General features: G+C 73.5%; 8 protein-coding genes. All 8 read right to left on the bottom strand.

Translation table 11 applies throughout. The features are described from left to right. Positions 1-132: 132 nt before the first annotated feature. Entirely contained in the window at positions 133-1350 is a 1218-nt protein-coding gene (locus ACFRIC_RS32730) for a M20 family metallopeptidase (protein WP_382793360.1), read from the bottom strand. A gap of 1177 nt (positions 1351-2527) precedes the next feature. Continuing rightward, positions 2528-3352 (bottom strand): phosphate ABC transporter ATP-binding protein PstB, encoded by an 825-nt coding sequence (gene pstB / locus ACFRIC_RS32725; protein WP_382793533.1) that lies wholly within the window; start codon positions 3350-3352, stop codon positions 2528-2530. A 290-nt stretch (positions 3353-3642) separates the two neighbouring features. Beyond that, positions 3643-4551, bottom strand: coding sequence for a sortase (locus ACFRIC_RS32720; protein WP_382793356.1), 909 nt, complete (start codon positions 4549-4551; stop codon positions 3643-3645). Between the two features lie 119 nt (positions 4552-4670). Continuing rightward, on the bottom strand, positions 4671-6665 hold the full coding sequence (locus tag ACFRIC_RS32715; protein ID WP_382793352.1) for an Ig-like domain repeat protein: 1995 nt from the start codon (positions 6663-6665) through the stop codon (positions 4671-4673). Between the two features lie 136 nt (positions 6666-6801). Beyond that, positions 6802-9651, bottom strand: a complete 2850-nt coding sequence (locus ACFRIC_RS32710) for a hypothetical protein (RefSeq protein WP_382793350.1) — start codon at positions 9649-9651, stop codon at positions 6802-6804. Then, positions 9648-11423, bottom strand: coding sequence for a substrate-binding domain-containing protein (locus tag ACFRIC_RS32705; RefSeq protein WP_382793347.1), 1776 nt, complete (start codon positions 11421-11423; stop codon positions 9648-9650). Before ACFRIC_RS32705 ends, ACFRIC_RS32710 begins: the two co-directional genes overlap by 4 nt. After that, positions 11423-12706 carry a phosphate ABC transporter permease PstA gene (gene pstA / locus ACFRIC_RS32700; protein WP_382793345.1) on the bottom strand — a complete coding sequence of 428 codons (1284 nt, stop codon included), beginning with the start codon at positions 12704-12706 and terminating at the stop codon, positions 11423-11425. Before pstA ends, ACFRIC_RS32705 begins: the two co-directional genes overlap by 1 nt. Before the next feature lies 1 nt (position 12707). After that, positions 12708-13685 carry a phosphate ABC transporter permease subunit PstC gene (pstC, locus tag ACFRIC_RS32695; RefSeq protein WP_382793342.1) on the bottom strand — a complete coding sequence of 326 codons (978 nt, stop codon included), beginning with the start codon at positions 13683-13685 and terminating at the stop codon, positions 12708-12710. Positions 13686-13960 lie beyond the last annotated feature (275 nt).

Raw genomic sequence — 13960 nt, 5'->3', positions numbered from 1 at the left:
CGTGGGGGGCGCGACCGGAGTTCACCCGGCCGTGTCCGTCGCCTGTTCGGGGTCCCGTGAGGGGTGCTCCGGCGGGCCCCGGGAGGGAGTTGGCCCGGGGCCCCGGGAGGGGCTGGGCCGGTGGCGGTGGACCTAGGACGGGTCCAGGAGGGCCGCGGCGGTGAACATCTCGACGCCGACCGTGATCGCGTGCTCGTCGGCGTCGAAGTCGCCCCGGTGCAGATCGCGGGTGGTGCGGTCGCCGGGGCGGCGCACCCCGAGCCGGGCCATCGCGCCGGGCACGTGCTCCAGGTACCAGGAGAAGTCCTCGCCGCCGAGGCTCTGCTCGGTGTCCTCGATGGACTGGGCGCCGCGCCGGGCGGTCATGGCCTCGCGGAGCAGTTCGGTGACGCCCGGGTCGTTGACGACCGGCGGGACGCCCCGGATGTAGTTGATCTCGGACTTGGCGCGGTAGAGGTTCGCGATCTCGTCGATGGCCGCGTGGACGAGGTCGGGCGCGGCCCGCCAGGCGTCGAGGTCCAGGCAGCGGATCGTCCCCGACAGTTCGGCGTGCTGGGGGATCACGTTGCAGGCGTGGCCCGACTCGATGCGTCCCCAGGTCACCGCGAGCCCGCTGCGGGCGTCCACGCGCCGGGCGACGAGGGCCGGCACGTCGGTGACGACCCGCGCGGCGGCCGTGACGAGGTCGGTGGTGAGGTGGGGGCGGGCGGTGTGGCCGCCCGCGCCGTCGAGCGCGACTTCGAGCCGGTCGCACGCCGAGGTGATGGCGCCGTGCCGCAGTCCGATGCGCCCCGCGTCGACCCTCGGGTCGCAGTGCACGCCGACGATCCGCCCGACGCCTTCGAGCACGCCCGACTCGATCGCGTCCGGGGCGCCGCCGGGCAGGACCTCCTCGGCGGGCTGGAAGATCAGCCGGACACGCCGGGGCAGCAGGCCCTTCGCGTGCAGGTCGGCGAGGACGAGACCGGCGCCGAGCACGACCGTGGTGTGGACGTCGTGGCCGCAGGCGTGGGCGCGGTCCGGCACCGTCGAGCGGTACGCGCAGTCACTCTTCGTGTCCGGGATCGGCAGCGCGTCGATGTCGGCGCGCAGGGCCAGCATGGGGCGTACGTCGTCGGCGTCCCCGATGTCACAGATGAGGCCGGTCCCGATGGACAGGACCCGCGGCTCGAGGCCCGCCTGCTCCAGGCGTGCCTTGATCGCCGCGGTGGTGCGGAACTCCTGGTTGCCGAGCTCCGGGTGCATGTGCAAGTCGCGGCGGAACGCGACGAGTTCGGCGCGCAGTGCCTCGGGCAGCGCGCCCGGGAGCAGCGGCTCCCCGGGGAGATCGGCCTCGGACTCTCGGGACATCAGTTGGTTCACCCTTTGAAGGGTAGGACGATCGGGCGGCCAACTAACCCACGATCAACAAAAGTTCAGCCCGTTAGGGGAAGAAAATCTGGCCGCGCGGCGCATGGTCGGCTACGAGGATGGGTAAACTCGCCCGGCTCTTCGGGCGTTTGGATCTTGAACGGGTGCGGTGACCGGCTGTGATCCGACTCGTCGGCGGCGTCCGCCGATGTGCACCGGGGAAGGCCCGGGGTTCCCGGGCTCGTTCCCCTTCATCGTCTCCACGGTCTCACACCGAAGCCCCCGGATCCCGGCGAGGCCACCGTCTCCGGCCCTTTTCGCGTCACGTTCCGTCATGAGGGTGCGCTCGGGGCGGGGGCGGGGGTGGGTGGGGGCCCGTTCGGCGCCGGGTGCTGCCCCGCGTCTGCGGGGGTGGGACCGACCCGCTCGGCGGACGTGGGCCGACCCGTCTCGGCGCGGGTGGTGCGACGCGGGCGCATGGGGGCGTGCGGGCCCGCACGGGTGCGGGCGGGGCGGGCGCGCCCGCCAAGGCGCGGGCGGGGCAGGCGGACCGCCTGGTCCGGCGTGGCGCGGGAGGGGGCGGTGCGGCCAGCCCGGCGCGGCGCGGGCGACACCGGCGCGGCGCCGGTCGGTCCGGGCGCCCCGATCTGGCCCGGGGTCGGTGCGGGCAACCCGGCCCGGCGCGGTGCGGGCGACTCCGGCCCGGCCCGGAGCGGGCGGGGTCGGTGCGGGCCGTCCGGCTCGGACCGCTCGGCACGGGCCAGCTCGGCAGGGTCGGCGCAGGGGGCCCGACACCCAGGCCGGCGCGATTGCGGGCAGCCCGGAGCGGCGCCGGTCGGTCCTGGCGCGCTGACCTGGCCCGGGGTCGGCACGGGGCAGGCGACCCGGTGCGGCGCAGGCGCGGACGGTGCGGGCGACCCGACCCGGCGCGGACAGCCCGGCGCGGCGCGGACAGCCCGGGCACGGGTGACCCGGTGCGGCGCGGGCGCCCACGGTGCAGGCGACCCGACCCGACCCGGCCTGACGGTGCGGGGCGGACGCCCGGCGCGGACAGCCCGACGGGGACGGCCCGGGCAGCTCGGAGACCGGCGGCCCGGCGTGGCGGGGCGGTGCAGGGGCCCGGTGTGGCGTGGGGGCGGTGTGGGGGGCTCGGCGGCGGGGCGTGGGTGTCGGGGGCTCAGCCGAAGCGGCCCGCTACGTAGTCCGCGGTGCGCTGGTCCTTCGGGGTGCCGAAGATGTCGGTGGTGGGGCCGTGCTCGACGATGGCGCCCGGGGTGCCCTGCTCGGCGAGGAAGAACGCGCACTGGTGCGAGACGCGCGCCGCCTGCTGCATGTTGTGGGTGACGATGACGACGGTCACCTGTCCGGCGAGTTCGTGGATGGTCTCCTCGACACGCCGGGTCGAGGTCGGGTCGAGCGCCGAGCACGGCTCGTCCATGAGCAGGACCCGGGGCCGTACGGCGAGAGCGCGGGCGATGCACAAGCGCTGCTGCTGGCCTCCGGAGAGCGCGCCGCCGGGCTGCCGCAGCCGGTCCCGGACCTCCTTCCACAGACCCGCCCGGGTCAGGCTCTCCTCGACCAGCTCGTCCTTCTCGCGGCGCCCCGCGCGGGTGCCGGTCAGGCGCAGGCCGGCGACCACGTTGTCGTAGATCGACATGGCCGGGAACGGGTTCGGCTTCTGGAAGACCATGCCGATCCGGCGCCGGGCCTCGGTCAGCCGCCGCTCGGGGGCGTAGATGTCCTCGCCGTCGAAGAGCACCTCGCCGGCCATCGCGGCGGAGGGGATCAGCTCGTGCATCCGGTTGAGGGTGCGCAGGAAGGTCGACTTGCCGCAGCCGGACGGGCCGATCAGGGCGGTGACCTGTCCGGCGGGCATGGTCAGGGAGACCCGCTCCAGCACCAGGTGGCTGCCGAACCAGGCCGACACCTCGCGCGCGTCGAGTTCGGCGGGGGCCGCGCCATGGCGGGTCCGGAGGGTCCCGTCCGACGGGACAGGCGGCAGGGCGACGGTGTCGACCACGGTGCCCGGGTCGATGACGGCGGTGGCGGCGGGCGCGGCACGGCCGGTACCGGCGGTGGCCGCCGGGACGCTGTCGGTCGGGGCGGTCTCGTTCGCGGCGCTGTCACGCGCGGCGGTCGCATCGGTCACGTCGGGCACCTCATGGCGAATTCGGGCCGGGCTCGGCTCGGCGGGGTGGGTCGGGGCCGGGGTGACCCGGTCGGGCGAGTCGGGCTCGGCCGGTCGGGCGGGTTCCGGTGGTCGGGGCGTCGGGGCGTCGGGGCTGTGGACGGTCAGGTCAGGTTGGGGAGGAGTTCCGTGACCCGGGTCGCCACCTGGAGGCCGAGGACGGCGACGACCGGGGCGAACACGATCCAGGTCTGGTGTCGGCCCCAGCGGTGCCAGGCCCACACGGCGGCGACGGCCGCGAGGACCAGCGCCTGGAGCCACATCACCAGCGGCCACGGCACTCCCCCGGGCCGGGCCAGCGGCTGTTCGGCCTCGGGCAGCGTGCCGGAGCGGATGACGGCGGCCGGGGTCTGCGCCGGCGCGGAGACCAGCTCGGCGTCGACCCGCAGCACCCCGCCGGGCATGAAGTCCGCTCCGGTGGCCGTGAGGAGGACCATGCGGCCCTTGCCGGCGTCGAGCGGAGCGGGCGCGGGATCGCCGGCGCGCCGGACGCCGAAGACCCGGTACGTGGCCTTGCCCTGGCCGGTGGTCACGGTGAACGTGTCGCCGGCGGCGAGGTCGCCGAGGCGTCCGAAGGGACCCCCGTACGCGGCGGCGCGGCCCATCAGCACGCTGGTGCCGGCCTGCCCCGGCATCGGGGTGTCCCGGCGGTGGCCGGGTCCGTCCTTCATGACGCCGGAGTCGGTGCCCTCCAGGACCACCTGGCGCACGTGCAGGGCGGGGATGTCGACGATCGCGACCGGGGTGCCCGGGGCGAGCAGGGCGCCCTCCTGGTCGGTCTGGGCCACCGGGGCTGTCCCCAGGGCCAGTTGGGCGCGCAGGGAGTCGTACGCGGAGTGCTGCGCGGCGCGTTCCTGGAAGCCGCTGAGGAACAGCACCTGGGCGGTGAGGCCGAGCAGCAGGGCCGCGACGGTGAGCAGACCGCCGCGGGCGAGATGCCGGACGGCGGTGACGCCTCGAACGCCCGGCCGCGGCAGGGGCGTTGCGAGCGTGGTCTGTACGGCGACCGTCACGGCGGCGCGTCTCCTTCACTCAACTCAGGGAACGGGTGGGGCGGGTGGGACGGGAGAGGCCCCGCCGGGAGCGTCCTGCTGGGCGCCCCCGGCGGGCGGGTGGTGCTACAGGCCGCGGATCAGGTGGACTTGATCCGGAAGTCGGCGCCGTTCTTCGAGTTCACCGTGGTGGAACCCACGTACCAGGCGTGCATGGTGTGGGTGCCGCGGGACAGCTTGGGCAGCTTGACGGTCACGGTGCCGCCGCTCAGGGTGCCGGTGGCGATGACGTGCGAGCCTTCGTAGATCCGGACCGTGCCGGTCGGCGTGGTGCCGGTCGCGGTGACCTTGATGGTGACCTTGGCCTGCGAGAGGTGGCTGATGGAGGCCGGAGCGGTGGTGGTGACGCTCGGGGCCGCCTTCGAGACGGTCAGCGAGGCGGTCCCGTTGGACGTCAGCAGCTTGCTGTTGCCGCCGTAGGACACCGTGAGGCTGTGCGTGGCGACCTTCAGGTGGCTGGACAGGCTGACGGAGACCTTGCCGGTGCTGTCCAGGGTGCCGGTGCCGAGGGTGGTGGTGCCCTCCTTGACGGTGACCGTGCCGGTCGGGACCACGCCGTGCGTGCCGGTGACCGTGACGGCGACCTTCGGGGTCTTGCCGTACGCGGTCGTCGCGGTGGTCGCCTTCAGGGTGGTCGTGTACTTGATGTCGCCGGTCCAGGAGGCGGCGGCGCCGCTGCCGTTGAGGTTGGCGGCGGAGACCGTGGCCGTGTAGTGACCGAGGGCCAGACCGCTGAAGGTGTACGACCTGGTGGTGGCCGGGACGTCCTTGACGGACACGACGGCGCCGTCCGAACCGGTCAGGGTCACGCGGTAGTCGGTGACGGGGAGACCGGTGGCGGCCGGGGCGGTCCAGTTCAGCTTGACGCTGCCGTCGCCGCGGGTGCCGCTCACGGTCGGCGCGGCCGGCGTGGCGGCGTCGACGCCGGACTCCTCCAGGCCGCCGAGCTTGGCGTGCTTGGCGAGGTTGACCGAGCCGTTGTAGGACTCGTTCACGAAGCCGAACTTGGCGATGACGCCCTCGGCGGCATCGGAGGCGAGGCCCGCCTCGTGCGAGCCGCTGGTGACGAAGACGTCGTAGAGGTCCTTGTCGAAGAAGATGCTGGTCGGGTCGATGGCCCGGCTCGGCACGACGTTGTAGACGTCACGGCCGAAGGTGGCGTTCTCGTAGTAGGCGCCGACCGGGGCGAGCTTGCCGTTCACGGTGGCGATCGGGGTGGTGGCGCCGGTGTCGCCGGGAAGCTGCACGGCCGCCAGGTGGGCGCCGGCGGCGGCCGCGGTGGTGCTGAAGTCCGGGGAGATGCCGTTGTTCTGGGCGATCCAGCTTCCCACCGAGAACGGGACGAGCGCGCCGTCCGCGTCGAGGGCGCCGTTGGCCTGGTTCTCCTGGACGGTCGCGACGGTCGGGGAGAGCGTGGCGTCGGTGAGGCCGATGGCGCCGAGGAAGAACTTGCGGGTGCCGGAGCCGCTCTGCGGGATCTTCGGGTGCACGGTCTGGCCGTTGACCTCGGTCAGCGTGCCCGAGTAGATGTCGTGGAGCTGGTCGACGGTCAGCGTGTTGAGGGCCGAGCCGCGCACCGCGACGCCCACGGCGTCCCGCGCGAACGGGATGTAGGTGAAGGCGGTGCCGGAGGTGCTCGGGCCGCTGGAGGAGCGGGCGAAGTCGACCTGGCCCTTGATGGAGACGCCCGAGCTGTCGGGGAACTTGTCGCCGGTCAGCGACATGCTGAGGGCGAGGCGGCCCTTGCCGGAGCCGTTCGGGCGCTGGAAGGTCGGGCCGCCCGTGCGGGTCTGGATGTTCGAGGTGGTCGAGCCGGTGCCGGGCTCGATCGCGTCGTACGAGGCGATGCCCGCGCCGGTGGCCGACTTCACGGCGGTGGCCGTGTAGGAGTTGCCGTTGACGGTGTCGCCGGCCAGGGCGTTGAGCACGTCCTGGGTGGTGTCCGAGCCCACGCCGACCAGGGTGCGGAAGGTTCCGGCGGGAGTGGGGTCGGCGGACGCCGGGCTCGCCAGAGCCAGCGTGCCGGACACCACGGCGGCGGCGACCATGGCCGCCGAGAGGCGCGTCGTGCGCATTGAGAGTCTCCAGAGGGTGTGCGACGTGACGTCGGTCGGATCTGGCAGGGTGGTACGGGCCGTCCGCCCCGACTGCCTTTCGGGGCGGGCGGCCGTCTGTGGGGAGCGGGGCCCGGCGGGCCCGCGCTCCGGTGGTTCAGCTCCGGCCCGGGGGCAGCCGTCGGCGCAGCCACTCGGGCAGGGAGACCGCGGGGACGGTCACCGCCCGGCCGCCGGGCAGCGGGATGCGCAGCGGCAGGGTGAGCCTGCGGCCGCCGGCGAACGGCGCGCCGATGCCGGCGACGGCGCCGAGCGCGGCTCCGACCGGGACGGCGTACCGCAGGGAGTTGGCCGGGTCGTCGGGCGTGGTGCCCAGCGCGGTGGTCTGTACGGCCTTGCCGCCGTCGTAGGACGGTGCGGCGCTCGGCTTCGTGCTCGTGCCGGCGCTCGGTGTGGCGCCGTTGCCGCCGCTGTCGCCGCCCGCGGCGCCGCCCGTGGAGCCGCCCGTGCCGGTGTCGTCGGTGCCGCCGCCGGCGCCGCCGGCCGCCGCGGAGTCGCTGCCGCCCGTGGAGCCGCCGCTCGAGCCGCCGGTGGAACCGGAGCCGCCGGAGTCGCCGGAGGGTGTCGGGGAGGGGCCCTTGTAGTCGACGAGGGCGTCGGCGGCCGTGGTCGCCTTGGTGCGCAGGGCGGCGGAGAGCGGGGCGTACCCGGCCGGGAGCAGGCCCGGGTCGGCGCCGCTGGTCTGTCCGTCACCGACCGCGTACCGCAGCAGGCGCGCGTAGTCCTTGCGGGCGGCCGCGTCGATCCCGGCCGGCCTGACCGCCGCGTAGACGAGCTGGGCGAGCGGGTAGGCGCCCTCGGCGTCGGCCGTGGCCGGGGTGATCTCGGGAGCTCCGGTGCCGGTCAGGCCGGCGGCCGCCGCGGTCAGGGACGAGGCCGAGGCGCCGACGAACGCGCCGGAGGTGTTGCGCAGCCGGGCGGTCTGGAGGCCGTAGCGGGCGGCGGAGGCCGCGTCGGTGACGGTGATGACGAACCGGGAGCCGACGGTCTGGGGGCCGGGACTCTTGAAGGCCGGCGGGTTGGCGAGCGCGTCCCAGCTCGACTTCCAGAGGGTGTCGGCGCGCCGGGTGTGCAGCGCGCCGGAGTGCATGTCCTCGACGTAGGGGTGGAAGTCGGTCATGCACTGCTTGACGGTGGCGTCGGTGCCCGGCGGGATCGTGCACCAGGGGTCGCTCTTGGGGTAGTCGTCCGCGCTCGCGGGGTCGAAGGCGACTCCGGTCGGGTTCCGGGACGCGGTGGTGCTGTAGTACGGGTTGACCTTGGTGCCCCAGGAGTCGACGTCACCGGCCAGGAAGCCGCGGGCGTCCTTGTCGGCGAGGATCCACTGCCACAGGGCGCGGGCGGAGTCGCTGTGTCCGAGCGAGGTGATCAGGTCGGTGTCGGTGGACGGGGTCTCGGAGACCGACAGGTCCGCGAACTCGGGGTTCAGCGAGATGAACTCGGGGTCGCTCGCGAGGCCCGCGGGATTGCCCTTGGCCCAGTCGTAGCCGGTGGCCGACGCGTCGCCGAGGACGGCTCCCCAGGGCGAGTTGCGGTACGACTCGGTGAGCAGTTTGGCGACCAGCCGCGCGTTGAGGTCGATGGACTCGACCTTGGTTCCCGCGAGCTTGCGGACGGAGTCCGGCGCGCCCGCCTTGGGTCTGCGTTCGACGGTGAAGCCGATGACGGTTCCGGAGAGCGCGACGGGCGCGTACACGGTCGGGTCGGAGGGTGCCGTGGTCCCCGTGTCGGCTCCGAGGGCGCGGGTGGTGAAGGCGAGTCCGGAGGCGCCGTCGGCGGTGAGGCGGGCGCGGGTGTCCGGCTCGCCGAGCTCCGTGTAGCCGTAGACCGTGCCCGTCGGGCACAGGGCCGCCTGCCAGCTCGTCATGGCGTCGGCCGCGAGTTCACTGCCGGTGGTGGCGCGCTCGTCGGCGCCGAGGGCGCAGTTGGTGCCGACGGAGTTGAAGCCGAGCGGGATCGCCACGCGGTTCTTCCAGTTGGTGGAGGAGACCGGGGAGCCGGCGTTGACCTGGCTGTGGTCGGCGTAGGGGCTGCCGTCCAGGTCGAGGTGGCCCTGCGGGACGATGACCAGCCAGCAGGAGCGGGGCCTGGTGCCCCCGTTGACGGTGACCGGCACACCGCAGCCCAGGTGCGGGGCCTCGTTGGCGGTCTGGACCTCGAAGTACTCCTTGCCGGTGCCGTCGGCGCCGGTGCGGGCGAAGTCGACCTCGTTGGTGGTGTTGCGGTTGAAGAAGGCGTTGTTCTGGGTGCCGGAGGTGATCACCGTGCCGTCGACGGACTTGAAGGGCACCTCGCCCGGCGCGTTGGGGTTGGCGGCCCCGTACCGGTCGTCCTGGCCGTAGTTGGCGGGGTCGGCGCTGTAGAAGACCTTGCGGGTGTCGTCGTAGTCGTTGCCGGGCCAGCTCCCGCGGTCGGTGGTCGGCGAGGCGCCGTACTGGCACTGGGTGCGCGAGGGGCCGGGGTTGGACGGCACCGTGCCGTCGTCGTCGCCCCAGCACTGCATGATCTGCACGAAGTCGGTGTTGAACAACGTGCCGGCGAACGTGGTCGGGGTGCCGCCGGACCAGGAGACCGTGACCGCCTGACTGGTCAGGTGGGTGGTCTGGTCGACGGTGAACCTCATGTCCTTGAACTCGCCGCGGCCGGAGACCGTGACGGCCGAGGCGCCGGTCGCGGTGCCCGCCGCGGAAGCGGGTGCCGCGGCCTGGGCCACGCCGAGTCCGGCGAGGGCGCCGGCGGCCGCGCCCGCGACGACGCGCAGGAGCAGCCGGCGCACGCGGAGCATCGCGCTCCCGCGCGTCCGCGGGCCCGTGCCCGCCGCCCGCGCGCCGCCGGGCCCGGTGCCATCCGCTCCGGAGGTACGCGAGTCGGTGGTCCGCGCTCCGGTGGTACGGGAGTCGGTGACGCGTGCTCCGGTGGTACGGGAGCCGGTGATGCGGCGTCTCATCGCTTCTGCTCCTCTCCGGAGTCCTTGCCGGCGCCGCGCGCGGCGATCGCCCGGGACACCACGGAGGGCAGCAGGACGAGGCCGAGGACGAGGAAGGCGGCGATCAGCATGAGCGTCTGGGTGCTGGACCAGCCCTGGCTGCCGGACACGGAGACCGGCTGGGCGAGCGCGATGGTGTCCGCCGCCGCTCCGTTCCCGCCACTGCCGCCCGAGGAGCCGTTCCCCGAACCGCCGCCCGAGCCGGGCGAGAGCGTCTGACCGGTGTCCGGGTCGACGACCGGTTCGGCGCTGCCGCCGGTCCCGCCTCCCGCGGCCGACCCGCCGCCGCCCGAACCCCCGTCGGCGCTGCCGCCGCCGGTGCTCCCCGCGGTGGAACCGCCCGAGCCGGAACCGCCCGAGGCCGAACCGCCGCTCGCGCTGCCGCCCGTGGAGCCCGAACCGCCCGAGCCGCCGCCCGACTTGGCGCCACCGCTGCCGGTGGTGCAGGGCGCGGCGCCCTTCTTGTCGCAGGCGGCCGGGTAGGGGGCGGTGTCGGCGAGCTTGTTGTGCCCGTCGCTGGAGAAGGTCGGGTTGTTGCAGCCCTTGATGTTGATGCTCTGGGCCTGCACGCCCGGGATGCGGCGGATCTGGTCGAAGCCCGCCTTGACCAGGTTGATCGGCAGCGGCGAGTAGCCGAGCGAGGGCGCCTGTTGCTGGCCCTGGCACATGAAGTAGTACGAGAACGCGCCGAGCGTCTTGCCCTTGGCCTTGGTGAAGGTGCCCTGCACCTTCAGCGGCAGGATCATGTACGAGTAGCTGGACAGCGGGTAGTTGCGTCGGTCGGAGTCGTTGTAGACGCCTTCGAGCTTCTGGGTCAGGTAGTCCGCGGAGTTCCGGTCGGTGTTGATCTTCGCCTTGAGCAGCGAGACCGCGACGTTCTGCGGGGTCGGCTCGGTGTAGTAGCCGGAGTGGTTGAGGACCTTGGCGACCGGATAGTGCGCGTTCAGGGCGTACGAGTAGTTGACGTACCCGATCGCGCCCTCGCCGTAGTTCTGGGCGACGTAGCCCGCGACGCCGAGGTCGCCGGACTGGGCGATCATCCCGGAGACGGTCGGGTAGTACGAGGTCTGCCCGCAGGCCCCGGAGCGGCCGACCCTGCGGCAGTAGGCCTGCCACAGCGACTTGTGCTGGTTGGCCATCCACATCGTGAACTGGGCGGTGGAGCCCGAGCCGTCGGAGCGTACGACGGGGACGATGGTGCGGTGCGGGAGCTGGATCCCCGGGTTGTCGGCCTTGATGACCGGGTCGTCCCAGGTCTTGACCGCGCCGGTGAAGATCTTGGTGACCACGTCGCCGGACAGGCGCAGGTTGGTGACCCGCTTGCCGTTGACGGTCAGGTGGTACATGAAGACGGTGCCGCCGGCCACGATCGGCATGTAGGCGTACGACCCGGACGCGGGCCGCTCGGCGGCCGAACCGTCGGTCGGATGCGTCTGGAACGGGATGTCCGAGACCGCGAAGTCGACGGTGCCGCTGAGGAACTGACGGCGGCCGTCGGAGGATCCGGTGCCGGCGTAGCTGATCCGCATGCCGTACTGGTTGACGGCGCGTCGCCATTCGTCGACGGCGTTCTCGGCCCAGGTGGAACCGGCGCCGGATATGGGCGTGTAGCTCTCCGCCGCGGCGGGGGCCGCCAGCGGACCGGCCAGCAGCGCGGCGATCACGCCGAGCAGCGCGCCGAGCGTCCCGAGTGCCCGAAGGCGCCCGAGGGCGGTGTGGAGGTGGCTGCGCATCAGTCGGTCTCTCCGGTGGCGGGTGCGGACGGGGCGGTGGCGGGGTGCGGTTCCCCAGGGGTCTCGAACAGGGACAGGCCGGGCGCGTGCAGGTCCTCGAACCGCTCGACGTCCTTGCGCGAGGCGCGTGCGGTGCGGCGGGCCTGCCGCTTGGTCTGGTGGCCGGGGCCGCGTCCGCCGATGACCCGGGCGATGACGAACAGCACCAGGACGAGGGCCATGAGGACGGCGGCGGCGCCGAAGCCGCGGGCGATGTAGGCGGGCTCGGGCGACTTGACGAAGTTGAAGACCGCGAGCGGGAGCGAGACCATCGGCCCGCTCGTCGCGTCCGCGTTGAGCGCGGTCGTGAAGCCGGCGGTGAGCAGGACGGGCGAGGTCTCGCCGATCCCTCGGGCGGTGCCGAGGATGACGGCGGTGGCGAGGCCGGAGCGGGCGGTGGGCAGCACGACGTGCCACACCGTGCGCCAGCGCGGCGCGCCGAGCGCCTCCGCGGCCTCGGTGAGGTTGCCGGGCACCAGGCGCAGCACCACGTCGGAGGCCCGGATCACGATCGGCAGCATCATCACGCTGATCGCGAAGCCGGCCGCGAGTCCCGACTTCTGCATGCCGAGGCCGAGGATCCAGGTGGCGTACACCATCAGGCCGGCGACGATCGAGGGCAGCGCGGTCATCGCCTCGACGATGGTGCGGACGAACCGGGAGAACCGGCCCGGGATCTGGTTCAGATAGACGGCGCAGGCGAGGCCCAGCGGCACGGTGATCACCAGCGCGATGGCGATCATGGTGAGGGTGCCGAGCATCGCGTGGGCGATGCCGCCGTGGGTGAGCGGGTCGAGGGGGCCCGCCGCCTGCATGTCCTGGGTGAAGAAGTTGGCGTGCGGCAGGGCCTCGCGGCCGCGCCAGGCGGTGAAGCCGACGACCATGAACAGGCCGGAGAAGAGCAGCGTGGCCGCCGTCCACAGCACGACCGTCATGACCCGGTCGCGTACGGCCTGGCCGTCCTCGTCGAGCCCGGTGAGCACCGCGTAGATCGCCAGGAAGACGAGGTAGGCGGTGACGGCGAAGCCGAGCGCGCCCGAGAACGGGGCGAGTTGGCCGAACAGCAGCACGGTGACGCAGAGTCCGGAGGCGGCGGCGCCGCACAGGGACAGCACTCCGGTGCGGGTGACGCCGCCGATGCGGCGCGGCCGCGGCGGCTGCGGCTCGTGCTCGACCACGGGGTCGGGGTCCGCGGGAACCGTGGCCCGCACGGGGGTCGGGGTGGTCTCTTGGATGACGGTCATCTCATGCCTCGCTCTGCGCGCCGGAGCGGCTGCGGGCCACCACGGTGGAGGCGGTGAAGTTGACCGCCAGGGTGAGCAGGAACAGCGCCAGGCCCGCCGCCATCAGCGCCGACATGCCGAAGTCGGAGGCGTCGCCGTAGTGCAGGGCGATCAGCGAGGACACCGAGTTGGAGCCGGTCTGCAGGATGTGCGGCTGGATCACGAAGACCGGCGAGATGATCAGGTAGACCGCGATGGTCTCGCCGAGCGCCCGGCCGAGCCCGAGCATGGTGCCGCCGATCATGCCGCCCTTGCCGTACGGCAGGACGACCGAGCGGATCATGCCCCAGCGGGTCGCGCCGAGCGCGTAGGCGCCCTCGCGTTCGCCGGCCGGGGCCTGCGAGAAGACCTCGCGCATCACGGAGCACTGGATGGGGGCGACCATCAGGGCGACGACGATCCCGGCGACGAAGGTGGACGCGGTGAACACGCTCTCGGTGGCGAGCGGTTCGCCCGGCTGGGTGCCGTCCACCTTGAACAGGGGGATCCAGCCCAGCCATTCGGACAGCCAGCGCGACAGGCCGATGACGTGCTGCTGGAGGAAGAACAGTCCCCACAGTCCGTAGACCACCGAGGGGACGGCCGCCATCAGGTCGACCATGGTCACCAGGGTGCGGCGCAGCCTGCGCGGGGCGATGTCGGAGATGAACAGCGCGGTCCCGACGGCCAGCGGTACGGAGATCACCACCGCGACGAGCGCGATGAGGACGGTGCCGGTGAGGACGGCCGCGATGCCGAAGTTGTGGACGTCCGGCTGCCATGCGGCGGTGGTGAGGAAGGCGAAGCCCCGGGCGCGCAGCGCCTGACCGGCCCTCAGCAGGAGGAAGAGTCCGACCCCCGCCATGATGGCCAGGACGGCGATGCCGGTGGCGGTGAGCTGGTGGCGGAAGACGCGGTCACCGAGCCCGCGGGCCGCGTTGAGCCGCCGCGGAACGAGCACGTGGCTCTCCGCCTCGGACCATGGTCCCCCCGACCTCGTTCCGCCCGACCCCGTTCCGGCCGCTTCCGGCCCGGCCGGCTTCTCGAACGACTCGGCTCCGAACGCAGCCGGTCCAGCCGGCTCCGGTCTGTCGGACGTCGGTTCCTCGGACGTCGACTCCTCGGACTCGGATCCCCCGGGCTCTGCTCTTCCGGACTCCGGTCTGTCGGACTCCTCTTGCGCGGACGCCACCTGCTGCCCCCCACTCCGGAAACGGAACCCCCGCGCGACCGACG

The organism is Streptomyces sp. NPDC056738 (assembly GCF_042790435.1).
GTDB lineage: Bacteria > Actinomycetota > Actinomycetes > Streptomycetales > Streptomycetaceae > Streptomyces.
This window is presented reverse-complemented; position numbering and strand designations above follow the sequence as displayed.

Bases quoted from the DNA above. Each gene is read 5' to 3' on its own strand.
- ACFRIC_RS32730 (WP_382793360.1), bottom strand. From the start codon at position 1,350: ATGTCCCGAGAGTCCGAGGCCGATCTCCCCGGGGAGCCGCTGCTCCCG.
- ACFRIC_RS32715 (WP_382793352.1), bottom strand. From the start codon at position 6,665: ATGCGCACGACGCGCCTCTCGGCGGCCATGGTCGCCGCCGCCGTGGTG.
- ACFRIC_RS32710 (WP_382793350.1), bottom strand. From the start codon at position 9,651: ATGAGACGCCGCATCACCGGCTCCCGTACCACCGGAGCACGCGTCACC.
- ACFRIC_RS32705 (WP_382793347.1), bottom strand. From the start codon at position 11,423: ATGCGCAGCCACCTCCACACCGCCCTCGGGCGCCTTCGGGCACTCGGG.
- pstA (WP_382793345.1), bottom strand. From the start codon at position 12,706: ATGACCGTCATCCAAGAGACCACCCCGACCCCCGTGCGGGCCACGGTT.